Origin of the sequence: Methylosinus sp. (assembly GCF_036560965.1) — a bacterium.
Classification (GTDB): domain Bacteria; phylum Pseudomonadota; class Alphaproteobacteria; order Rhizobiales; family Beijerinckiaceae; genus Methylosinus.
The window spans coordinates 1-22,718 of sequence record NZ_DATBQF010000052.1; the positions used below are offsets into that span (position 1 = coordinate 1).

The 22,718-nt window shown below is 64.6% G+C and carries 23 protein-coding genes and 1 tRNA gene; 17 read left to right on the top strand and 7 right to left on the bottom strand.

Going from position 1 to position 22,718, the window contains the following annotated elements; genetic code table 11:
• Positions 1-329, bottom strand: a 329-nt coding sequence (locus VIF40_RS12850) for a hypothetical protein (protein ID WP_331937906.1), incomplete at its 3' end; no start/stop codon positions are given.
• 182 nt (positions 330-511) lie between these two features.
• Positions 512-604: transfer RNA gene (locus VIF40_RS12855), tRNA-Ser, on the bottom strand.
• A 338-nt stretch (positions 605-942) separates the two neighbouring features.
• On the opposite strand from VIF40_RS12855, the gene VIF40_RS12860 reads away from it, so the two are divergent.
• Positions 943-1,797: an outer membrane protein gene (locus tag VIF40_RS12860; RefSeq protein ID WP_331937976.1), complete on the top strand. Its 855-nt coding sequence runs from the start codon at positions 943-945 to the stop codon at positions 1,795-1,797.
• Between the two features lie 208 nt (positions 1,798-2,005).
• Here VIF40_RS12860 and VIF40_RS12865 read toward each other — a convergent pair whose 3' ends face one another.
• Together VIF40_RS12865 and VIF40_RS12870 are read right to left on the bottom strand one after the other, a co-directional pair.
• A complete protein-coding gene (locus VIF40_RS12865) occupies positions 2,006-3,271 on the bottom strand; it encodes a glycosyltransferase family 1 protein (RefSeq protein ID WP_331937907.1) in 1,266 nt (421 codons plus the stop codon).
• 20 nt (positions 3,272-3,291) lie between these two features.
• Positions 3,292-5,196, bottom strand: a complete 1,905-nt coding sequence (locus VIF40_RS12870; protein WP_331937908.1) for a glycosyltransferase family 2 protein — start codon at positions 5,194-5,196, stop codon at positions 3,292-3,294.
• Between the two features lie 220 nt (positions 5,197-5,416).
• On the opposite strand from VIF40_RS12870, the gene VIF40_RS12875 reads away from it, so the two are divergent.
• Positions 5,417-8,032: a plasma-membrane proton-efflux P-type ATPase gene (locus tag VIF40_RS12875; protein WP_331937909.1), complete on the top strand. Its 2,616-nt coding sequence runs from the start codon at positions 5,417-5,419 to the stop codon at positions 8,030-8,032.
• 24 nt (positions 8,033-8,056) lie between these two features.
• Complete coding sequence (locus VIF40_RS12880; RefSeq protein ID WP_331937910.1) at positions 8,057-8,920, top strand: polyphosphate kinase 2 family protein; 864 nt, start codon at positions 8,057-8,059, stop codon at positions 8,918-8,920.
• 20 nt (positions 8,921-8,940) lie between these two features.
• Here VIF40_RS12880 and VIF40_RS12885 read toward each other — a convergent pair whose 3' ends face one another.
• Entirely contained in the window at positions 8,941-9,195 is a 255-nt protein-coding gene (locus VIF40_RS12885; RefSeq protein ID WP_331937911.1) for a hypothetical protein, read from the bottom strand.
• A 141-nt stretch (positions 9,196-9,336) separates the two neighbouring features.
• Entirely contained in the window at positions 9,337-10,002 is a 666-nt protein-coding gene (locus tag VIF40_RS12890) for a hypothetical protein (protein WP_331937912.1), read from the bottom strand.
• A 357-nt stretch (positions 10,003-10,359) separates the two neighbouring features.
• On the opposite strand from VIF40_RS12890, the gene VIF40_RS12895 reads away from it, so the two are divergent.
• The 14 genes from VIF40_RS12895 to VIF40_RS12965 all read left to right on the top strand — a co-directional run bounded on the left by VIF40_RS12895 (position 10,360) and on the right by VIF40_RS12965 (position 22,259).
• Complete coding sequence (locus tag VIF40_RS12895) at positions 10,360-10,599, top strand: hypothetical protein (RefSeq protein ID WP_331937913.1); 240 nt, start codon at positions 10,360-10,362, stop codon at positions 10,597-10,599.
• A gap of 403 nt (positions 10,600-11,002) precedes the next feature.
• The gene (locus VIF40_RS21505; RefSeq protein ID WP_414684801.1) at positions 11,003-12,253 is read left to right on the top strand and encodes a tyrosine-type recombinase/integrase; all 1,251 of its coding nucleotides are present in this window, start codon (positions 11,003-11,005) and stop codon (positions 12,251-12,253) included.
• Positions 12,250-12,855, top strand: coding sequence for a hypothetical protein (locus tag VIF40_RS12910; protein ID WP_331937914.1), 606 nt, complete (start codon positions 12,250-12,252; stop codon positions 12,853-12,855). Before VIF40_RS21505 ends, VIF40_RS12910 begins: the two co-directional genes overlap by 4 nt.
• A 141-nt stretch (positions 12,856-12,996) precedes the next feature.
• The gene (locus VIF40_RS12915) at positions 12,997-13,239 is read left to right on the top strand and encodes a hypothetical protein (RefSeq protein ID WP_331937915.1); all 243 of its coding nucleotides are present in this window, start codon (positions 12,997-12,999) and stop codon (positions 13,237-13,239) included.
• Positions 13,240-13,448: 209 nt separating this feature from the next.
• Positions 13,449-13,679 (top strand): hypothetical protein, encoded by a 231-nt coding sequence (locus tag VIF40_RS12920; protein WP_331937916.1) that lies wholly within the window; start codon positions 13,449-13,451, stop codon positions 13,677-13,679.
• On the top strand, positions 13,676-14,122 hold the full coding sequence (locus tag VIF40_RS12925; RefSeq protein WP_331937917.1) for a hypothetical protein: 447 nt from the start codon (positions 13,676-13,678) through the stop codon (positions 14,120-14,122). The genes VIF40_RS12920 and VIF40_RS12925 overlap by 4 nt, the downstream gene beginning before the upstream one ends.
• Positions 14,119-14,424, top strand: a complete 306-nt coding sequence (locus VIF40_RS12930; protein WP_331937918.1) for a hypothetical protein — start codon at positions 14,119-14,121, stop codon at positions 14,422-14,424. The genes VIF40_RS12925 and VIF40_RS12930 overlap by 4 nt, the downstream gene beginning before the upstream one ends.
• Before the next feature lie 41 nt (positions 14,425-14,465).
• A complete protein-coding gene (locus VIF40_RS12935; RefSeq protein ID WP_331937919.1) occupies positions 14,466-15,605 on the top strand; it encodes an AAA family ATPase in 1,140 nt (379 codons plus the stop codon).
• 528 nt (positions 15,606-16,133) lie between these two features.
• Positions 16,134-16,589 carry a hypothetical protein gene (locus tag VIF40_RS12940; RefSeq protein WP_331937920.1) on the top strand — a complete coding sequence of 152 codons (456 nt, stop codon included), beginning with the start codon at positions 16,134-16,136 and terminating at the stop codon, positions 16,587-16,589.
• A gap of 64 nt (positions 16,590-16,653) precedes the next feature.
• A complete protein-coding gene (locus VIF40_RS12945; protein ID WP_331937921.1) occupies positions 16,654-17,259 on the top strand; it encodes a hypothetical protein in 606 nt (201 codons plus the stop codon).
• The gene (locus VIF40_RS12950; RefSeq protein ID WP_331937922.1) at positions 17,256-18,920 is read left to right on the top strand and encodes a phage major capsid protein; all 1,665 of its coding nucleotides are present in this window, start codon (positions 17,256-17,258) and stop codon (positions 18,918-18,920) included. The genes VIF40_RS12945 and VIF40_RS12950 overlap by 4 nt, the downstream gene beginning before the upstream one ends.
• Before the next feature lie 104 nt (positions 18,921-19,024).
• Positions 19,025-21,574, top strand: coding sequence for a hypothetical protein (locus VIF40_RS12955; protein WP_331937923.1), 2,550 nt, complete (start codon positions 19,025-19,027; stop codon positions 21,572-21,574).
• A gap of 8 nt (positions 21,575-21,582) precedes the next feature.
• Complete coding sequence (locus VIF40_RS12960; RefSeq protein WP_331937924.1) at positions 21,583-21,834, top strand: hypothetical protein; 252 nt, start codon at positions 21,583-21,585, stop codon at positions 21,832-21,834.
• A complete protein-coding gene (locus tag VIF40_RS12965; RefSeq protein ID WP_331937925.1) occupies positions 21,831-22,259 on the top strand; it encodes a hypothetical protein in 429 nt (142 codons plus the stop codon). Before VIF40_RS12960 ends, VIF40_RS12965 begins: the two co-directional genes overlap by 4 nt.
• Here VIF40_RS12965 and VIF40_RS12970 read toward each other — a convergent pair.
• On the bottom strand, positions 22,252-22,692 hold the full coding sequence (locus tag VIF40_RS12970; protein ID WP_331937926.1) for a type II toxin-antitoxin system PemK/MazF family toxin: 441 nt from the start codon (positions 22,690-22,692) through the stop codon (positions 22,252-22,254). The genes VIF40_RS12965 and VIF40_RS12970 overlap by 8 nt on opposite strands.
• Positions 22,693-22,718 lie beyond the last annotated feature (26 nt).

Below are 22,718 nucleotides of genomic sequence, written 5' to 3' on the forward strand. Positions count from 1 at the left end.
GCGCCGGTCGCATACTGGCGCAGCGTCTCGAGCGGGATGTCGGGCTTGGCGAGGATGGCGACCGCCCTCTTGAACGGTGGATGCGCGATGAGTTCGCGCGGGTGGGCGGATTTCTCGACAAACGTCTCGATCTCTTCGCTTAGGCGATAGAGTTCCGCGCGGTCGTCCGGCGCCTGCACCTCGGGCGCCGTCGCGGGTTCGCTGGGAGGGTTGCCGGCGCCCGGCAGCGCCGGCGCGAGCACGGCTGCGGCGCGGCGGCGCGCGACGTAGCGGGCGGCGAATACCGCTCCGGCTACGATCGCGGCGCCAAGGAGGATCAGCGGTTCCATTCAGGCCATGGGGCACCTGGTTTGCACCACCAAAGTGACGGAAGGCCCCGCCACCCGCAATGAAGCTGACATTCCTTGCCCACACGCATCAGATGCCGTCGCGATCTGGGCAAAGCGTCCTTGGGCGGCACGGTCAACGCGCGGGACCGGATTCTGGTGTCGCCACACCCCATTCCGTACGATGGCGGAGCCGGGGGGATTCGAACCCCCGATACGTCTTTAAAACGTATAACGGTTTAGCAAACCGCCGCCTTCAGCCTCTCGGCCACGTCTCCGCAGGGCATTCTCCGAAGCTCCGAATCCCGGCGCTTCGGCGAGCGCGAGTTGAGATATGCCAAAGCGGCAAATTCTTGGCAAGTGCGCTTATGCGAGCGGATTATTTTTACAGGGGCTCCAGCACTGTTGCGCATTTGACACAGGCCGGGACAAAAACCACGAATTGCGGCCGCAACGGCTCCGCCTTTGTTGACGATCCTCGTAATGATCCGTAGCTATTCACCACAGACGGCGCACTTCTGTGCCCGGTTGTCGCGGTCGGCGATCGATCGTGCGGAGCTTCGAGGCTTCGGCGGCGGCGGATCGAAGACCCATAAATCTAACTGAGGGCCGTATGATGAAAAAGTCTTTGCTCGCCGCCTCCGCGCTCGCGTTGGCCGTCTCCGCGGGCTCGGCGTTGGCTGCCGACCTGCCGTCGAAGAAGGCGCCCATGCTGATGCCGCCGCCGCCGCCGCCGGCTCTGTGGACCGGCTTCTACGTCGGCTTGAACGCCGGCTACACCTGGAGCGACAGCAGCACCACCTCGATCGCGACCTCGCCGGTCATCCCCGGCGCGCTTCCGGCCGTGCTCTCCGCCTTCGGCTCGGGCCTGCTCAGCACGAACAACGACGGCTTCATCGGCGGTGGCCAGATCGGCTATAACTATCAGTTCGCCAACAGCTTCGTCGCCGGCATCGAGGCCGACATCCAGGGCGTCGCGGGCAGCAACAACGCGGCCACGAGCGTCTCCGGCGTCGGCGGCTTCTCGTCGACTCTCTCGGCTTCCCGCTCGCTCGACTATCTCGGCACGGTTCGCGGCCGCCTCGGCTATCTGATCACCCCGTCGCTGCTCGTCTACGGCACGGGCGGTCTCGCCTATGGCCAGGCCAATCTGACGACCTCGGTCTTCCAGGCGGCCGGCGCTGCGGTCGGCACCGCCGCGGGCAGCTTCTCCGACACCCGCGTCGGCTGGACCGCCGGCGGCGGCGTCGAGTGGCTGTTCCTGCCGAAGTGGAGCGCCAAGGTCGAATATCTCTATTACGATCTGGGCTCGGTCACGACGAGTTCTGCTCTGACCTACAACGTCGCTCCCGGCGTGATCGGCACGACGCAGAGTTCCGCTCGCTTCAACGGCCATGTGGTCCGCGCTGGCGTGAACTATCACTTCAACCTGTTCAGCCCGGCGGCTGCTCCGGTCGTCGCCAAATATTGATTTGGCCGCGGCCCGACAGGGTCGAGCAAATTGACGGAAAAGCCCGGCGCGCTCGCGTCGGGCTTTTTGCTTTTCTGGCGCTTTCTCTCGATCCGGCCCAGGGCGAGTCGCGCATCGTCGCTCGGCCCGGCTTTCGCCGGCCTCGTTCATCGGCCGAGGGCGGGATAGGGCAAGGCGCCGGGCTCTCGCGCCGAGGATGCGGAGCCGCTCAGAGGGAGTCGAGAAACGTTTCGACGCGCTCGAAATAGCGCGGCCAATTCGGCGCCTCGAAGCTCTGCGCGGCGCGAATGGCGGCGAGACGGCGCGGCGACTGCGCAGGAACGAAATCGGTTATGGCGCGCTTCCAGCCGAGCCCGTCGATCGGCGACAGAAAGACCGCGCGCTCCTGCGCGACCTCGCGAAACACCGGAATGTCGGAGACGATCGCCGGCGTTCCGAGCGACAGCGCCTCGACCACCGGCAAGCCATAGCCCTCCGCGAAGCTCGGCATCAGCAGCGCATTGGCGTTGGCGATCAGCCGGCGCAGATCGGCCGTGGCGAGATCGCCGGCCCAGCGCACGCAGGGACGAATCGTCTCGCCGCGGCGCAGCGTGTCGACGATCTGCTCATTTTCCCAGCCGCGTCCGCCGACCAGGACCAGCTTGGGCGCCGGTTGCGGGCCGGCGGCGAGGGCGCGCCAGACATTGAGCAGCATCAGGTGATTCTTGCGCGGCTCCAGCGTCGAAAGCAGCACGAAGTAATCGCAGCGCGCGAGCGCGTCGTCATGCGCGGTTTCTCCTGGCTGCTCGAGCGTCGAGGGCGGCGGCTCGACATGGATCGGAATGCGCGCGCCCCCGCTTGCGCCCTGGCGCGCGATCTCCTGCGCCAAGCGCTCGGCGACGACATGGCTCGTCGTCAGCAGCGCATGGGCGTGGCGCAGAATCGTGTCGATTCGGCGTTGAAAGAGCCGGCCATAGCCGGGCCGGAAGAATTCTGGTCGGTCGAGCGGCAAGAGATCATGCATGAAGAAGACGGCGCGCATGTCCGGGCGTCGCGCGAGCCATCGAAACAGCGCCGGGAACTCGCAGGCGTGCTGCGCGATATTGAGATAGAGCGACGAGGGCGCGAGCCTGCGCGGCGCGTCATTGGCGAGGCGCAGCGGCATGCGCCACAGCAATTCGCTCAGAGCGCCGCGCGGCCGCTCTCGCGTCGTCGGGGACAGATCGTCCGCGACGCCGAGCAGCCAGCCGCGGAGCCGCATCCATTCCGCCGCATCGTCGCGCGTCGCCGGCGCGACATCCGCGACGATGCGGGCGAGACGCGACGGCGCCAGCACATGCGGGCCGCGCATTCCGTAATGCGCGCCGCAATCGAGGCGGGGATGCGCGGCGAAATGGCGCGCGAAAGCGAGGTCCAGCCGCCCGATGCCGGCGGCGCCCGATGCGCGTCCGAGCGAGACGAGATGGGTGGCGTCATAGACGATCGGGCGCGTCATCTTCTCTTCTTCGCGTCGCCCTACCAGAGCGCCGGATGGCGCGCATAGAGCGACAAAGCGGGATGATAATAGGGGTCGTCGCGAATGACGGCGCGCCAGCGGTCGCGGAAATAGTCGCGCTCTTTCGCATAGACGCTCATCGGACGGAACAGCGCCGAGCCGCGCGACGCCGATTCGTAATGCAGCAGCCGCGCCTGCGGGACATAGAGCGAGGTCCAGCCGCGCTCGGCGAGCCGCAGGCAGAGATCGGTGTCGTTGAACTCGATCGGCAGATTGATCTCGTCGAAGCCGCCGACCGAGTCGAATTTGCGTCGCTCCACCGCCATGCAGGCGGCGGTGACGGCGGAGGTCTCATGCGCATGGCCGGCGCGGCCGAGCCAGGATGGCGCATCCGGCGCGACCAGCGCGCCGAAATGGCCGGCGTCCTGGCCGAGGCCTATGGTGACGCCCGCATGCTGGATGCGGCCGTCCGGATAGAGCAGCAGCGCGCCGACCGCGCCGGTCTGCGGCGCCATGGCGCGACGCGAAAGCGTCTCCAGCCAATCGGGGCTGACGACGACCGTGTCATTGTTGAGAAAGACGACGACGGCGCCGGTCGAGGCGCGGACGGCGTCATTGTTGAGCCGCGCGAAATTGAACGGCTCCGGCCGCGAGAGCAGGCGCACGCGCGGGTCCGTCTTCGCCTTCTCGAAGAGGACTAAAGTCTCGGCCTTGCGGCTGCCATTGTCGACGATGACCAGCTCGAAGGCGGGATGCGTCGACAGGCGCAATAGGCTTTCGATACAGGGGCCGAGAAGATCGGCCCGATCGCGCGTCAGCACGATGATGGAGACGCTCGGCGCCGGCTCCGCAGGGGCGGGCGCGGGCGGCGCGACGATCGCCTCCTCGGATTCGGCGTCGCGGGTGAGAAGCCAGCGGCGCAGATGGGCGATCTCGTCGCGCGCGAGACGGAACGGCGCCGCGCGCATCGCCTCGCCGATCTCCGGCGCCGCGAGAGTCGAGACGGCGTAGAAGGCGCAGCGGCCGAGATAGGGGCCCGCCGCTTCGAGCGACGGGCTCCAATCGGGCTTGAGGCTCGGCCGCAGACCGCGTTGCGTGCGCAGCAGCTCGTCGGCGTAGATCAGCTTCGTCCGCGGAGCGCGCGCGATCGCCTCGGCGAGAGCGGCGAAAGCGTGATCGGCCAATTCATCGCCGGGCAGCAGCCGCGCGACGAAATCCGTCTCCGCGAGCAGCGAGGCGAGCTCTTCTTCGCTGCGCGCGATGCGTGCGCGAAGCGGGTAGGATTGTCTCTCGATCGAAGCGAGCGTGACGGCGGAGCGATCCGGTTCCGCATCTCGACCCGGCATCAGAATGGCGAAGCGCGGCCCGGCTCGCGGATCGCTGCGCGGCGCGTCGAATCCCGCGGGCTCGAAGCGGCGGGCGCGCCGCGCCTGCCAGGTCTCGAAATCGTCGAGCGGCTCCCAATTGCTGGCCCAATCGAGCGCATTTTCGGCCTCGGCGCGAAAGCCGAAGAGCGTGGGCAGGAAATAGGACCACAGCTTGCCGGGCTTGCGGCGCCAGACGCGCGTCAGCATCTCGAGCAGGCCGACGGGCCGCACGCTCTCGATCTCGAAAGCGAAAGCGCCGGGCGCGTTGGTCGGGCTGACGAGAATCGCGCGCGCGTCGGCGGGCATGGCGCCGATCCATACGCCCGCGCCGGCGACTGGACCGGGGAGAATGCGATCGATGACGCGGGAGGGCGTCACGAAGCGCAGGACAGGACGTACGGGATCGTCCAGCAGGCTCGTGCGAAAGACGATCTCGACAAAACGGCTCGCGCCGAAATCCGCGACGCGCAGCCAAGGCTCCTTCGAGAGGGAGAAAAAGCGGCCGTCGCGGACGATGACGTCCTTTTCGGGGGTCAGCGCATAGGTCTGCCGCGTCAAATGCGATCCACTTCTCGATCTGCGGCGCATCGTGTCGGCGCGCGCCGAATGGCGGTCCTCTTGGGCGTGGGGCGCCGGCTTGTCAACTCGATGGTTAATGCCGCCGACGTTGAATTCATGATGAAGCGGAGACTATTTCCTGGCGGAAACGGCTCTATGTCTCGCGAGACGCGCTCGCTGTCGCGGGCGGCCCTCGAGAGATTCGCCAAAGGGAAACGCCATGTCCCTGACCACCAGGTCGCGCCCGACGCATGCCGCAGAGGTTCCTCCGGCCGCGGCCGATTACAGCAAAATGCCGATGGACGAAGTGCTCGCGCGGCTCGGCGTCGATCCGAAGCGCGGGCTTGCGCCGGATGAGGCGCGCCGCCGGCTGAAAGCCTACGGCCGCAATGAGCTGGCCGAGAAGCGCGTCGGCATCTGGCGGAAAGTCCTCGGCTATTTCGCCGGGCCCATGGCTTATATGATCGAAGCCGCGGCGCTGGTTTCCGCGCTGATCGGCCATTGGAACGACTTCGCCATCATCTTCGCGCTGCTGCTCTTCAACGCCGCGCTGGAGTTCTGGCAGGATCGCAAGGCCTCCAATGCGCTCGCGGCGTTGAAGAAGGGTCTCGCGCCGGAGGCGACCGTGCTGCGCGACGGCGACTGGAGCACGAAGCAAGCGGCCGAGCTCGTGCCCGGCGACATTGTGAAGATCAGGCTGGGCGTCGTCGTGCCCGCCGATTTACGGCTGGTTTCCGGCGATTACGCCTCGATCGACCAGGCGGCGCTGACCGGCGAATCGCTGCCCGTCGCCAAAAAGCCCGGCGACGCCGCTTTTTCCGGCAGCATCGTCAAGCAGGGCGAGATGATCGGCGTCGTCACGGCGACCGGCTCCAATACGTTCTTCGGCCGCACGGCGAGCCTCGTCGCCGGCGCCGGCGCGGTGAGCCATGCGCAAAAGGCCATGTTCGAGATCGGCGATTTTCTCATCGTCGTCGCTGTCGCGCTCGCGGTCGTGCTGGTCGCGGTGAAGGTCTATCGCGATCTCGTCGTCGCCGACGACTGGGGCGTGTCGGACGCGCTCTCCATATTGCAATTCGTGCTGGTGCTGATGGTCGCCTCCATTCCCGTGGCCATGCCTGCGGTGTTCTCCGTCACGATGGCGCTCGGCGCGCTGGCGCTGTCCAAGCAGAAGGCGATCGTCTCCAAGCTCTCGGCGATCGAGGAAATGGCCGGCGTCGATATTCTGTGCTCCGACAAGACGGGCACGCTGACCAAGAATCAGCTGACGCTGAGCGAGCCGATCCTGTTCGACTCCAAGGACGGGCAGGACTGCATCCTCGCCGCGGCGCTCGCCTCCAAGCTCGAGGATCGCGACGCCATCGACACAGCCTGCATCGACGCGCTGAAGGACAAGGACGCGCTGAAAACCTATTCGCTGACGAAATTCGTCCCCTTCGATCCGGTGAGCAAGCGCACGCAGGCGACGGTGACGGATCGCCAAGGCAAATCGATCATCGTCTCCAAAGGCGCGCCGCAGGCGATCGTCGATCTCGTCCATCCGGATGCGAGCGTCGCGCAGCGCGTGAAGACGATCGTCGACGAGCTCGCCGAAAAGGGCTCGCGCTCGCTCGCCGTGGCGCGCTCGGAGGATGCCGGCGAGACCTTCCATCTGCTGGGCGTTTTGCCAATGTTCGATCCGCCGCGCGCCGATTCCAAGGCGACGATCGCCGCCGCGCGCGCCAAGGGCGTCGTGGTGAAGATGGTGACCGGCGACGATACGGCGATCGCCATAGAGACCGCGCGGCAGCTCGGCCTCGGCGATCATATCGTCGCCGCAGCCGATATTTTTCCGAAAGACCTCGATCCCAATCATCTCTCCGCCGACGTCGTCGACGCGATCGAGCGGGCGGATGGTTTCGCGCGCGTCTTTCCGGAGCACAAATATGCGATCGTCAAGGCGTTGCAGCAGCGCGGCCATATCGTCGCCATGACCGGCGACGGCGTCAATGACGCGCCGGCGCTGAAGCAGGCCGATTGCGGCGTCGCCGTCTCCGGCGCGACCGACGCGGCGCGCGGCGCCGCAGCGTTGATCCTCACCGCGCCCGGTCTTTCCGTCATCGATAGCGCGATCGACGAGGCGCGGCGCATCTTCGGCCGAATCGAGAGCTACACCACCTATCGCGTGGCGCTGACGATCGACATCATGTTCGTCGTCGTGCTGTCGAGCGTGTTTCTGGGCTTCACGCCGCTCACCGCGGCGATGATCGTCGTGATGTCGCTGCTCGACGACGCGCCGATCATGACCATCGCCTATGACAACACGCCCGTCGCCCCGCTGCCGATTCGCTGGCGGATGCCGCGTCTGCTGTCCATTGCGACCGTGCTCGGCCTCGTCTGCGTCCTCGAATCCTTCGGGCTGCTGCTGATCGGCGTCAGGGCGCTGGCGCATGAGCCGCTCGGGCAAGCGATGCAGCTGTTCACGCCGCAGCAATTGCAGACGATGATGTTCCTGCAGCTCGTCGTCGGCGGCCATCTGCTGCTGCTCGTGGCGCGCACGCGGCGCTGGTTCTTCATGCCGCCGTTCCCTGCCGCCAAGCTGTTCTTCGCGATCGTGGCGACGCAGATACTGGCCGCGGCGATGTGCTATTTCGGCTGGCTGGTTCCGCCGATCTCGCTGCGGCTCATCGGCATCGTCTGGGCCTATTGCCTCGCCTTCATGTTCATTCTCGGCTTCGTCCGCAAGGTCGTCGCGCGCGTCGTGGACCACAGGATGAAGCGCCAGGAGAAAAGCGTCGCCACTGTCGAGCGGCCGCTCGCCGGCGGCCTCACGCTGGCGCAGGAGAAGGCTCCGTGAAAGCCTTATCGGGAAGGAAAAGCAATGGATTGGCGTGACAAATATATCGTCGAGCCGGGCGCGAAGCTGCGCCTATCCGATTACGACCCCTCCGAAACGGGCAAGCACAAAACTCACGAGGAGGCGCTGCCCAAGATCAAGGAGCATGTCGAGCGGATGGCGAAGCTGCAATATCTGCTCTACGCCGACGGCTCGCAGGCTCTGCTCATCGTGCTGCAGGGGCTCGACGCCGCGGGCAAGGACGGCACCATTCGGCATTTGTTCTCGGGCATGAATCCGCAGGGCGTCTCCGTCGCCTGCTTCAAGCAGCCGACGCCGCTCGAGCAGGAGCATGACTTTCTCTGGCGCATCCACGCCCATGCGCCGCCCAAGGGCCATGTCGTCATCTTCAATCGCTCGCATTACGAGGATGTGCTGGTCGTGCGCGTGCACAAGCTCGTCCCGCGCGACATATGGTCCAAGCGCTATGACGAGATCAATGAATTCGAGCATCTGCTGACGCGCGACGGCAATGTGCGCATCCTGAAATTCTATCTGCACATCAGCCCGCAGGAGCAGCTCGCGCGCTTCAAGCAGCGGCTCGACGATCCGGCGCGCAATTGGAAGATCAGCGAGAACGACTACACGGAGCGCGAATATTGGCCGCACTATGTGGAGGCCTATGAGGAGGCGCTCTCGCGCACCAGCGTCAAAAATGCGCCCTGGTTCATCGTGCCCTCGAATCACAAATGGTTTCGCGACCTCGTCATCTCGCGCATCGTCGTCGACACGCTGGACGAGATGGGGCTGAAGCTGCCGCCGACGCGCGTCGATCTCGGGCAGATCGCCAAAAAATATCACGCGGCTGCGGCGGAGGCGAAGAACGGAACCTTCGGGAAGGGGAAATAGGCGCAGAAGTAGGCCGCGCGTCAGTCGGCCTTGCGCTGGGGCGATCCGTCGCTCTCGTCGCGGCGACGGAATCGCAGCACCGCGCCCGGCGCACGATTGCGGGCGCTGATGCGGCTGCGGCCGGTGCCCGTGAGCACGTACCGGCCGCGGCTGTCGTCCCAACGCATCAGATCGGCCGCTATGGCGCGCTGACGCAGCGCCATGGTCATCGGGTCCTGCACATGCGGCGGCGCAATGTCGCCATGGGCATCGACCTTCTTCAAGGCCTCGATCAACGTGGTTTCTTGAGAGTCCGTCATCGCTCTCCGTATATGACGCCGATCGGGCCGAGGAGCAAGGATTTTGAACGAATAGCAAAGGCGAAGGTTAGCGCCCTGTTGCAAAGAGACGGCGCGCGCCGATGCGGCGTCTCACGCTCAACGGGCGGCCTGGGGGAGGCGGCGCTTCCATCTCTCGCCGGCCTGCAGCTCTGTTCCCAGAACCCAGCGCAGCTGGATGGAGCGACGCACCCGGCGGCCGGTCGTCGCGACCTCCGCGGCGACGGCGACCGAAACGGCCGGCTGCGCCATGACGGCGACCGGCGACGGAGCGGGTGATCGGCGGGGTGGGGGAGCGGGAGCCGGGACGAGCGCGAGCGCCGGGGTGATTTCGGGAGCGGCTTCCTTCGGCGCGCGGCGCGGCCGACGAATCGGCGCCTCGGCTTTCGACACGGGCTCGGCGGCCTTCTTCACCCCGGGCGGACGGCCGCGCTTGCGGCGAACGGGCTCCTCCAGGAGCTCGGGCTGGGGCGCCGCGATCTCGACGAGGCTCGGCAGCACGCGGCCGGTCGTCGCGAGCGGAGCGTCCGCCGCCGGCTCGATCTTTTTACCGAAGACGAGGTCGGCCGCTTTCATCGCGGCTTCATAGGTGTCGTCATGGTGCGTTTCACGTTCGACGACTCGCGGCGCGAAGGACGCGAGGTCGAGAAACGCCGGTTTCGGTTCCGCCGCCGTCGTTTCTTCGAGCAGAGGGAGGCGGCCCGCCGCCGCCTTGGCGGAGCGAGATTTGAATTCCTTCACGAAGGGGCGGACGATGCGGCGCATGGGTCTCCGGCGTCGATAGGGGCGAAACGACCTCGGTCGGATGATCTCTCATCCGAATCGGCTACGTCAGCTCTTAGCTTTTCTAGGATGAACGGAAAATCCGAACCCCGGTAGAGTGGGCGAATACTTAGCCGATGTCGAGCGGAAATGCTACGACGGTAACAGAATTGTTACTCTGGCGCACGCGACGATAGGCGTGTTTCGCCCCATCTCTACTTTGTCGTGCGCATCGATTCGCAGTGGCCGCCAATGACCGCTTTGCGCCGAGGTTTGCGTCGCGGCGCGGCGACAGCGGGATTGAAGTCGCGCGAAGCGCCTCTAATTGCATGGCGATAGACGAAAACTCGGGAGCCGATCATGGAGTCCTGCGAACAGCCGCTCGCGTCGATGCCATTCTGCGAGGCGGTGAGCTGCGTATGGGCCAAAGGCGAAACCGCCCTCAATTCGGTTTTGCAGACGCCGGCTTCGGCGAGCATCGGCGATTGGGGCCTGACGCTCCTCGTGGGGCTCATTCTCATCAATCTCGTCATCATGCTGTTCAGAGCCGCGTTTCCACGCCGCCGATTCGACGAGCACGCTCCGACCCCGCGGGCGTGAGCGGCTTTTTCGATTTCTATTGTCGCTCTGCGCAGGAGTCCGATTCGTCTGGCCGCTCGACGAAGGACGCGCGGCGCGGAGCGCGCGAGACTTGCCGGTCGCTGCGCCGACGCTTCGCGCCGCACCTCTCGTTCGGAAATGAGCGTGGGGGAGACGGCTAGGCCGCTCGCTCCTCGGCTGCCAGATGTTTTCCTAGGTGGAGCTTGGTGGAGCTGCGGGGAATCGAACCCCGGACCTCTGCAGTGCGATTGCAGTTTTTTCGCTTTGTCGCAGTTTGACGGGATTTGCCACGCATCACGAAGTAGCTGAAAAACATTGTGTTTAAGTTTGATCGTCGCATATTCGGTTTGTCGGCGCTTGTGCTGTCGTGGTAGCTATCTGGTAGCTACAGCACGGGGCGCTCATGATCACGCTCAAAGACATTGCCATCCTGCAGGCCGGCTCGACGATATGGGACGAGGGCAGGGGGGCCGTTCCGGGTTTCGGCGCCCGGCGCCAGAAGGATCGGCCATCCTACGTCCTGAAATATCGCACACAGGACGGGCGCCAGCGCTGGCATACGATCGGCCGGCACGGCGCGCCATGGACGCCCGATCTTGCCCGAGCCGAGGCGCGACGGTTGCTCGGGGAAATCGTTTCGGGCGGCGATCCTGCGGCGGACAGGCAAGAGGGCCGCAAGGCCGCGACCGTCGCCGAGTTGGCGGACCTCTACCTCGCCGATGCAGAGGCGGGCAAAATCCTGCGGCGAGGCAAGGCGAAAAAGGCGTCGACTCTGGCGACCGACAAGGGCCGCGTCGAGCGGCACATTAAGCCGCAGATCGGGCGTTTGAAGGTCCGGGCCGTGACACGGCTGGATATCGAGCGATTCTATAACGCCGTCGCCAGCGGTGAGACCGCCGCCCGAATCAAGACTGGAAAGCATGGGCTCGCCCGTGTGACCGGGGGGCGAGGCACTGCGACGCGGACGCTCGCCTTGGTGGGTGTCATCTTCTCTTATGGCGTTCGGCTCGGGTTGCGGCCTGATAATCCTACCCATGGCGTCGAAAAATACGCCTATGAGCAGCGGGAGCGGCGCGCTTCCGATGCTGAATATGCCGCCCTCGGCGCGGCTCTACATGCAATGTCGAATCAGATTTGGCCCGTCGCCATCGCTGGCGTGCGCTTTCTTGCCCTCACGGGGTGGCGCCGTGGGGAAATGCTCGCGCTGAAATGGGCCGAGGTCGACCTCGGCGCTCGGACGGCGCGACTGAGCGACACGAAGACCGGAGCCTCGACTCGGCCTCTCTCGCGCGCTGCCTGCGCAATCCTTAAAGCGCTCCCGCGATCCGGGGCTCTCGTTTTTCCGTCGCCCAAAGACAGTAAAAAGCCGACGGGCGGTTTTCACAAGATTTGGTTGCGGATCGCCGAGGCCGCGAGCCTGCCGTCGGACATAACCCCGCATGTGTTGCGGCATAGCTTCGCCTCGGTCGCCGCCGATCTCGGCCTCTCGGAACTGACGATCGGAGCGCTCATCGGCCACAAGGGCCGATCGATCACGAGCCGCTACGTCCATAGCGCCGACGCTATTCTCCTTGCCGCGGCCGATCTCGTCGCCGATCGAATCGCCGAGCTGATGCGCCAGCCGCTCACTCAGGTCGAGGGGGCGAGCCGATGAAGCCGACATTTATTCGATCGCTCGATGGCAAGCTCCTCGGCACAAGAGGGAGCCAGGAATTTTCAAATTTGCTGGCGGAAAATGAGACGCTGCGACGGTTATGTGACGGTTGGAGGCGCATGTATGACGGTCGTGCGCTCGAGCGGCAGGCCGCGAATTTCGTGAATGAAACGCTCAAGCGCGAAGATTTGAGCGCCGACGAGAGACGTCGATTGCGCAATAGCAAAAGGGCCGTGAAGGCATGCCTCTCGGTGATGGACGGTCTCGACCCGCGATCTCGACTTGTGGTCGCCCGCGCACTCGAGGCGACGCTACTCATCGGCCATTATTCAGACCCCGGAGACGCTCAGCTGGGGCGCATAGGCTTAATGTTCCGCGTGCTGCAGGCGGGTTACATGCGCGACAGAGGCTCGAACAATCCCAAATATGCCGCGCTCGATGAGGCGATAAGGGCCGAGCGCGGCGACGGTCCAGCTTCAAATCCCTATAAAGAGGCCGCCGCAATATTGAGCGGTGTGAATGCTCGACTCGAGCATGACGGATTCGCGCCCGTAAAGGTCGACGCGCTGGGCAGCCGGCTCAAAAAATTTCCGCGTTCTTGAAGAGCGCGTAAGAAGTTTTCCGCGTTCTTGAAGAGCGCGGAAGATGATTGAGACATCCGCCCATCCCGCGGGTAATTGAAAGGTCGCCTCAAACGAGCGCAGCGCGAAACAATGCGTGCCGCGCGAAGCAAGGGTGACCGAATGTCATATGCTTCTCACAATGCTGACGACCTCCTCTCCCGCAAGGACATTGCCGCCGCGCTGACCGCTGCCGGCTACCCTGTCTCGCCTCACACGCTCTCCACCTATGCGACCCGCGGCGGCGGCCCGCTCTATCGCCTGTTTGGCAAGAAACCGCTCTATCGCTGGGCCGATGCGCTCGAATGGGCGCAGAGCCGCATGAGCAAGCCGATCCGCACGACCTCCGAGCTGGAGGCCGCCTGAACCATGGCCTCAAAAACGTCGAAGCCGGCCGCCTCGGGAGCGGACCGGCCTCGGAACTGTGATCACGTTGGCGCGCTGATCGGTTCCGAGAATATCCTCCCCGCCATCCACCTTCAAGCTCGTCGTGTCGCGCACCTCGCGCGCCGCTACCGCCTGCCGCCGATCGCCGCGGGCGTCGTCGCTGGCCTCGTATTCGGGGAGGCGAGCCGATGAGCAATGTCCTCCCCTTCGCGAAGGCTACAGGCAATCGACTCGTCATCGACGGCGGCCTCGATAAGGCCACCGGCCAGCAAATCTTTTTCGTCGAATATGTCTCCGAAGGAGCGAGGCTCGGGGTCTGGCTCGGCGGCTCCTATGCGGGAGCGCGGGCCTATGCTCTCGCCGCTTCACGGGCCGATCGCGTCCCCGTCTTTGATCTGATCGGGGAGGCGCACACATGAGCACGCCTCCTCTCCTCATGATCGCTGAAGGCCGCAAGCCCCGGCTCCGCAAAGCGCTCAAGGAGCGCCCGAAAGAGCTGGCGCTGCATATGGACGTCGCGAAGCTTTTGCGCGACCACGCGCGCCCGGACTGGCGCTGGACGCATTTTCCGGCCGGCGAGGCGCGGGATGTGCGGACTGCCTCGAAGCTCAAACGAATGGGCGTTGCTCGGGGATGGCCTGATTTCGTTCTCGTGTCGCCGCGGGGGCTCTTGCATAGCCTCGAGTTGAAGCGCCTTGGCGAGATGCTGTCGGATGACCAAGAAGCGTTCAGAGCATGGTGCATCTCGCGCGGCGCGCCGCACGTCGTCGCGTGGACATTTGACGAGGCGCTCGCCGCACTGAGCGAGTGGCGCGTGCTGCGGATCGAAATCGCCGCGGCGGGAAATGGGGGCGCCCGATGAGCGCGCCTCTCCCCGATCCACTCACGGCCGAAGCGGCAGGCGCTTATCGCGCCATGTTGCCAAAGCGCCGCGGTCGTGAGACGGCGCCGCAGCGCGACGCGTTCTCGCGCGAAATGCTGCGCGCTCACATTCTCGAAATGCTCGGCCCGATCCCCGCCGACGCATTGGCCGCGTTCGTCGCGCTCGACCTCGGTGATGACGATCTCGCCTATGATTACCTCGCCGCCGTCGTCCAGCGCGTGCGCGAGGCCGCGCACTCCATGAATGAGCTGCGCCGCGCGGCGGAACGGGAGAGCGAATGAGTCGCCCTCTCGCCCTCGACGATTTCGGCGAGCCGCCGCTGGTGGAGCCGGCGGACCTCCCGCCGCCGATCGGCGAGCCAGTTGTTGCTGCGCCACGCGCCCGCAAGATGGCGCTCGAATGGTTCGACGACGCGGCGACTCTCGCGCTCGACGAGCCGTCAAATCCGCTCATTGAAGACCTGCTCGACGAGGGCGCATTTTCTGTCGTCTATGGCGATTCCAACTCCGGCAAGACTTTTATCGCGCTCGACATGGCGCACGCCGTTGCCACGGGCCGCGATTGGAATGGCAAGCGGACCCGCCGCGGTCTCGTCGTCTATGTCGCGGCCGAAGGCGGCACGCGCATCACGCGCCGCCTTGCTGCACTTCGCAGGCGCTACCCGCTCGAAAAGCCGCTCTTCGCCCTGATCCGCTATCCGGTCGATCTCCGCTCGAGCGACGCGAACGCGAAAGAGCTGCTGTCGCTTATCCGCAGCGCCGAAGCGCAATGCGGCGAGCGCGCGGCTTGGATTATCGTCGACACCTTGTCGCGCGCGCTCGCCGGAGGCGATGAGAACAGTTCCGTCGATATGGGGCGCGTCGTCCAGGCCGCCGACCATATCCGGGCCGAGACGGGCGCACATTTCAGCTACGTCCATCACTGCGGCAAAGACGCTGCTCGCGGCGCTCGCGGTCATTCCCTCGTGCGCGCCGCGACCGACACGGAGATCGAAGTCGCCGCCGGGGCGATCCGGGCGACCAAACAGCGCGACATGGAATGCGGCGCCGAGTTCGGCTTCGCGCTCGCCGACGAAATCCTCGGCGAGGATGCGTCGGGTCGGACGATCAAGTCGGCCGTCGTCGAGTGGGGCGCTACCACGCCGTCGAAGAGCAAACCGACGAAGGCGATTCCGCGTGCGCAGCAATTGCTGATGGACACGCTCGCCGAGGCCATCGGCGACGCTGGCGAGGACCTGCGTCCTTTCGGGAATACCGGGCCGCTGGTTCGGGCCGTCGCCGAGCAGCACGTTCGTTCGCGCTATTTTGACAGGATCGCCGCGCAGCCGCGTGAGGGCGAAACCAAGCGCCAGCTATTCGACCGGCAGCGAAAATCCTTCGAGCGCTCGCTCGAGGCGGCTCTTCGCATGAAGCTCGTCGTCGCTGCGAGCATCAAAGAGGAGCGTCTCATATGGACCCCCTGAAAATGTCCGGTCCGACGTGCGGACTGCGGACGGACGCGGACACCCTAAAGGGTTGTGTCCGCAAATGTCCGCTCCGCAAGTTCCGCCCGATGGTGGACGCGAGCGGACAATCTGCGGACATGTCCACCGCGTCCACAATGTCCGCAATGTCCGCAATGGGGAGCGCGTCCTGTGGCTCCCGTGACCATCGGCCGGGGCGGGACACAGCGGGACAAATGTCCCGGTATGTCCCGGTATGTCCCGCAGACGGAGGCGGACATCGACTCCTCCTCGTGTCGCCTCGACCGGACCGGACGGCTCGCTCCCGATAGACCAGAATTGGGCAAACCGATCGCTAGCCCGGCGCGCGATGCTTACCCACGGCCTCCGCAGGCGCGGCGCGGGGCATCACAGCAGGGGGTGGGGGTAAAAATCCTCGACCCGTAGGGGCGCTGTAACCGGACGGGGTCTCACGCGCAGATTTTTTCGGCCGGGGCGAAAAATCAAACGGGTTGCCTCACCAACCTAAAATCACTTCGGCATAACGGTTTGATTTTACGTATCTATTTGATTGTTTCGCGACCGATTGAATTCAGCAAAAAATCACCAGAAATAGGTCGGACAGGCAAGCCAATGAAAACACGAGACTTTCCCGCCTCTGAATTCACTTCGGGCGATGGCGGGCGAAGGAAAACGACTGACGCATTTCTCGACCTGCCGCCTGCCGACCAGGTTGCTCTCGCCGTGGCGATCGGCGCGGCCTACCGACGAGGCCGGATGGATGCGCTGGCCCTCGATCCCGAGACCGGGAAGGCCGAACGCGCGGCGTGGCGGAATTTCACAATTTGCCGCTACGCGCTCGAGCGCTATTCGGACCTGTCCACGCGCGGAAAGGCCGAAGCGATCGCAAGGGACATGCTCCGACACCCGGCGACAAAAGCCGCCCTCGGCGGCGAGGCTTTGAGCGCCGATCGGATTCGAAAAATCCTTTCCGGGCGCTGGTGAAAAAACGCACGTGGGTTGTGGACCCCCCTTTGATTAACCCTCGCCGCCGGCCATCGTCGCGCTCATGAACACGAAACCAGACCACACACAATTACTCGACGCGCTCGCCGTTTCTCCGGTCGGCGCCGAAATCCGCCAGCAGATCGCCGCGAGGCGTCTCGCGGAGCGCCAGCGTCTCGTCGATGAGATCGTCGAGGCCGAGCGCGCCTATCTCGCCGAGCTGCCCGAGCTCGACGAGGCAATCACGAAGTCCCTCGCGAGGGTCCGAAAGGCCGAGCAGGCGCTGCTCGATGCCAAGGAGACCCTTCGAATCGCGAACGCTGCGCGGTCGGGAGCGCGCGCCGAATATGAGCGCGCGGCTTTCGTGAACAGATGTCAGCTCCGCGATATGGCGTCGCCGCTCGTCGAGGAATTCCGCCGCTGGATCAGCGATGAGCGAGAGAAGACTCGTCGCCGCTTCTCTGCGCAGCATTTCCTCGAGCAGACCCTGCTCGAGCAGAACATCGTTCGCACAGCGAGCAATTCGAAAGGGGTGAACGCTCGCCAAGACGCGCTCATAGCAGCTTACGCGCGCTGCGAGGCCCTCGAATTCGAGCCGGATGATGAAGTGGTCAAGGCCGAAATCGAGCGCATTCGCGCCGAGCTTCCCGAAATCGAGGACGCGAAATGAAAGCCTATTCCCGCCTCATCGCCGACGCGGCGCCGACCAGCTCGACCAGCTCGCGCACGATCTCTTTCACATTCGCGACGCCCAATATCGCCCGCGACGGCCATCGCATCATGCCCGGCGCCTGGCAGTCGCGCGGCCATGATGGCTTGATGAATTTCCGCGCATCGCCCGTTTTTCTATGGGCGCACGACATGACGCAGCCGCCCGTCGGCAAAGTTTCCAGCCTCGCTGAGAAGGACGGCTTCCTTCGCGGCGTCGTCACCTTCGCCGAAACGCCGTTCGCTGAAGAGATATTTCAGCTCTATGGCGGCGGCTTCATGCGCGGCGCCTCTGTTTCCTGGATTCCCGTCGAATCGAAGCGCGGCGCGGGTCCGAACCGCGAGCCCGGCGCTCTCGACTTCACGAAGGTGGAGCTGCTCGAGATCAGCGCTGTTCCGGTGGGCTGCGATCCCGATGCTCTCGCCGAGGCGCGTGGCCTCGGCCTCACGCTTTCGAGCCTGGGCGCATGGGCCGACCAGGCGGCGCACGCCTCGAATGTCACGCTCCGGGAGAACGCCCTGGCGCTGACGCGCGCTCTTTCGACGGCCGCGAATGTCTCGGCGTCGCCGTCCACTATCGAGACCCGTCGCGCCTATGCGCAGGCCAAGCGTGGCGGCTTTCGATCCTTTGGCGAATGGGCGCGCGCCGTCATCGACGCCGGAGACAATTTCGTCACGGATCATCGACTCCTTCGCGCCCCCTCCGGCGCGGGCGAGGTCGATCCGACGTCGGGCGGTTTCGCTGTTCCCGACGAATTCATTTCTGATCTTGTCGGTTCACTCTACGCGGAGTCTGTTCTCGCGCCGCTCTGCGACCGACATGAGCGGGAGAATGGCCGCCCTGTTAAGCGGCCGATGATCGATGAAACATCGCGCGTGGACGGCTCGCGCTGGGGCGGCGTCAAAGTTTTATGGAAGGAGGAGGCTGCGACCGTCTCGTCGACGCTGCCGCGGCTGAAACAGTATGAGTTCCAGCCTCATTCGCTCCTCGGCTATTGCGTCGTCTCGAACGAGCTGGCCGGCGATGCGCCTATGCTCGGCAGCTATCTCACGCGGGCATTCGGCTCGGAAATGTCTTTCGTGCTCGATCGCGCCATCCTTTTGGGAAAGGGCGCGGGACAGCCGCTCGGCATTCTGAACACGCCTTCCCTGATCTCGGTCGCGGCCGAAGGTGGCCAATCAGCCGCGACGATCGTCCGCGAAAACATTCAAAAAATGTGGCAGCGCCTGCCGGCGCCGTCCCGGCGGCGGGCAGTATGGATCGTGAATGAGGACGCGTCGCACGAACTCGATAGGCCGGATAGCTCCGGCGGTTGGGCTGGCGTCTTCGTGCAGCCTTCGAATGGCGAGCGCTTCGCACGTTTGAAGGGCGCGCCGGTTCTCGAACTCGAGCAAGCGCCAGCCCTTGGAACGCTCGGCGATATCGTCCTCGCCGATCTCTCGCAATACATTCTGGTGGAGAACTACGCGATGGCGATCAGTGGTCACGCGCAGTTTTTGAACGATCAGCTCGTGTTCCGCTTCCGCATGCGCGTCGATGGCGCGCCGGCATGGTCGAGCCCGATCACACCCTACAACGGCACCCAGACGCGCTCGCCCTTCGTGGCGCTCGCCGCGAGATAAAAAAGAATTCGCACGCGAGGAGAGCCCCAGCGTGCGGTATGTCGGGGAGAGAGAAAGCCGGGGGCGCACGCGCCCTCGGCACCGCATACCAGGGAAAGTGAATAATGGCCGTCTCACTCGAAACCATTCGCACGTTGACGACTCGCGCTCGGACCGAGGGCGTCGACGCAGCGCGCCGCGAGCTGGAGTCCTACGCCTCCGCGCAGATGAAAATCTCATCGTCTGCAAACGTGATGCGATCGTCGAACGACAACGCATCCCGCTCGGTCCTGTCCGCCGCCACGGCGTTCGACAAGCTCGAGCGCTCCATCGATCCGGTCGCGCGCGCCAATACGCGCTTCGAAGCCGAACAGCGCAAAGTCACGCGAGCGATTAACGAAGGCGCGGTATCGGCCGAGCGTGCGCAGCGCGCCATGTCCCTGATCGGCGCCCGTCGCGATGATGCGCTTGCAAAGGCCGGCTCCGGCGCCGCCGCCGCGGAGTTCGAAGCCGCGACGAAGAGCGCCGGCCGCTTTAATCTTGCGCTCGAGGGGGTGCGTTCATTTACTTGGAATAATTCCAGCTTTTCAGGCAACGATATCGATCGCGTCATCAATCCGATTCAGGGCCTCGGCCGCGCACTGGGCTCGATACCGACGATCGCTATAGCATCCGCTGCGGCGGCTGAGGTGGCGCTCACTGCGATCGGCGCCACGGCGCAGCGGACGCTCGCCGAGCTTCAGGACGTGTCCCGCCAATCCGGCCTTGGCGTAAATCAGATCGCTGGCGCGCAGATCGTCGGCGCGCGCTCCGGCCTGACGCAAGAGCAGACGCGCGGCGCGCTCACCAATGCCGGCAATGAGTTCGCGCAATATCAGCGCAACGCCGGCGGCGTAAAAGACGCGCTCGAGCAGGTCGACGAAGGCTTTTTGAAGGTCGCGGACAAGGCGCGCTCGGCCGGCGAGTTCATCGATCTCGTCGAGCAGAAAATCCGCGCACTGCCGAATGCCGAAGGTCTCGACCTCTCGCAAAAACTGTTCGGCGAAGACGCTGGCGCGAAGCTGTTCGCCAATATCCAAAACGGCGCGCTCTCGATGCGTTCGCTCGGCGACGAAGCAGCGCGCGCCGGAACGATCAATGAGGAGCTGGCGCGTCATGCAACCGAAGTGCAGCATCAAATTGACGAGGCTGCGGAGGTCGCGCGAACGAAGCTGCTCGTCGCCTTTCAGGACCTCGGAAACCCTGTCGATAATCTGAAACTCGGATGGTGGGGCGTCGTCGGGTCAATCGGCGATGCCGTTTCGAAGTCGGAAGAATTGAAGCAGCTCCTACAAGGCTTGATGCATCCTATCGACACGATGATGAACGCGCCGAAGGTGATCGGAAAGCTATTCGAGCAGCAACAGCCGCAGCCAATCGGCCGATTGATCGACATGAATGCGTCGAGCGATTTCGACCAGCGCAAGGCCGACTTTTTCGCGCGTGGCCCGAAACTGGCGTCAGTCACTGCCGGTGAGACACGCGCTCGCTATGCGGCGCGAGAGGACGAAGGGGCGAGCGGCAGCAAGCGCGCGAGCGGGATAAGCGATGAGCAGCGCGCCGCCGAGGCCTACACGAAGGTCACGCATGAACTCGAAAATCAGAAGGCGCTTCTCACCTCGACGGGCGAAGAGCACGATAAGATCGCGCTGAAGATCGATATCGAGCGCCACCAGTTGGAACTCGGGACCGGCGCGACCGAACAGATGAAGACGCGCGTCGCCGAGATGGTGACGGAACTCGACAAGGCGAAAAAGGCGCAAGACGCGCTGAACGAATCGACCAAGTCATTCAATACGGCCTACAGCGCCGCGGCGAATACAGTCTCCGGAGCCATCAAAGACATCGTGCATGGCGGCAAGCCGGCCGACGCACTGCAAAAAGTGCTCACGTCGGCGCAGGACAACCTGCTCGACGCGGCGCTCACCGGCGGCGGCCCTTACGCCAAGCTGCTCGGGCTCGGCGGCGGCAAGAATGGCGAGGTCGGCGGCCTATTCGGCGGGATCGCAAGCGCGCTCGGTCTCGGTGGAAATCAGACGACCGCGCAAATGAACGTCCAGGCGGCGAACGTCGTCGTCAACGGTGGAATCGGCGGCGCCGGAGCCGGTGGTGGCGGTGGACTCCTCGGGGCGATCGGCTCGCTCTTCAACAGCGGATCGTCTGGAACGAACGAGGCGCAGGTCGCGACGGGCTTCTATGCCGACGGCGGCCCAACTGGATGGTCGAAGCGAGTCGAAATGCTCCCGGCCGCCGCATTTCACAGCGCCCCGCATTTTTCGGACGGCGGGAAAGTCGGGCGCCCTGCGATCCTCCATGATGGCGAGATCGTTCTGAACGCCATGCACCAAGCCAATATCGCGCGGCAAATTATGCCGTCGGCGCAGAGCCTCGCCTATGCGCGCTCGCTCGCCGGTGCCGGCAATGACAATGCGCAGGGCTCGAATGGCGGTGCTCCGGTCGGGAAATCCGAAGTGCATTTTCACGGCGCGCCGGAGGGAACGCAAATGAAGGAGAGCGTCGACAGAAACGGCAACCGCCGCACCGATATCACCTTCAAGGAAATGGTGGCGGGCGCGATCAAATCCCCCACTGGCGTCAGCGCCCTGCGCAGCGCCGGCCGCATGACGAAATACTGAGGCGCATCATGGACGAGGCTCTATTCGAAAAAGACTGGGAAACCCTGAAGCGCCTTCTCCTCGAGCAGGCACAGAAAGACGGGGTTTCGCCGGCGGTGACTGACGCCATCCTCGCGGACGCCAAACCCTTCGCGCGCGATCTCGTCGCGGGCAAGCCGCCGATCTATATCATCCTCGCCCTGTGCTCTCGGCACTTCGACGAGGTCATTGCTCCGATCGTCGCCGCGATCCGCGAGAGCGACGAGGCGGTGAAGCATTGAACCTGATCCGGTCGCCACTCACACCGGCGGAAGAGGCTGATGCTGTTGCGCGGCGCAAGGCGATCTATGAGACGATCCATCCTGAGACGAAGCATGGCGCGGCTGGGGCAAATGCGCGATGGAATGCAACGGAAAATTCTGCCGTTGCATTTACATCCGCTACGGCCGAGGCGACCGGCAAGAGCGAGCGCGCCGTCCGCATGGCCGCCGCCCGCGGCGCAAAGCTCGGCTCCGATCTAAAGGCCATCGCCGGCACATCGCTGGACAAGGGCGTGGAGCTGGACGCGCTGGCGAGAAAAGAAAACCCCGCCTCGGAAGGCGGGGTTGTCGGTCCTGCGGACTTGTTATCGTCAATGTGGACCCGCCACCCGGAGGCGGACTTGAGGCGCACCACGTTCCCGCGAGCGCAATCGTCGTCTATCTAGGCTCAGACATGCTTTTTGTCAATGAATCGAGCCCGATCGCAAAGAGCACAGCGCGGCGAATCCGCTCTAATTCATCATTTGAAACAATGATTTGAAGATATTTGCGCTTGCCCGTTGCTCTGTCTCTGCCCGTATAGGGCAGGCCGAGCCGATCAAACGAGACCGTAGCAAGCATATCTGCTTTTGCCCATTTTATGCGTCCCTCGTAAGGGGGAGGAGCGTCGACAGGCAATTCAATTCGGCATTGGTAGTGAATGCCCGCGCGTGCCGGTGTCGTGCTTAGCGGGACAACAGTGCAAAGTCTGTCTCGATATGGAAGCCGCGGGGAAATTACGACTGCAAGCCTTTCTTTCACCATCTCTGGTTCACGAAATCCAGTCGTATAGTCGCAAATAACTATCATTCCAATTTTGGGTGGGAACTGCAGAGCCATTCGATCGAGCGCCTTCCAACCTCGTG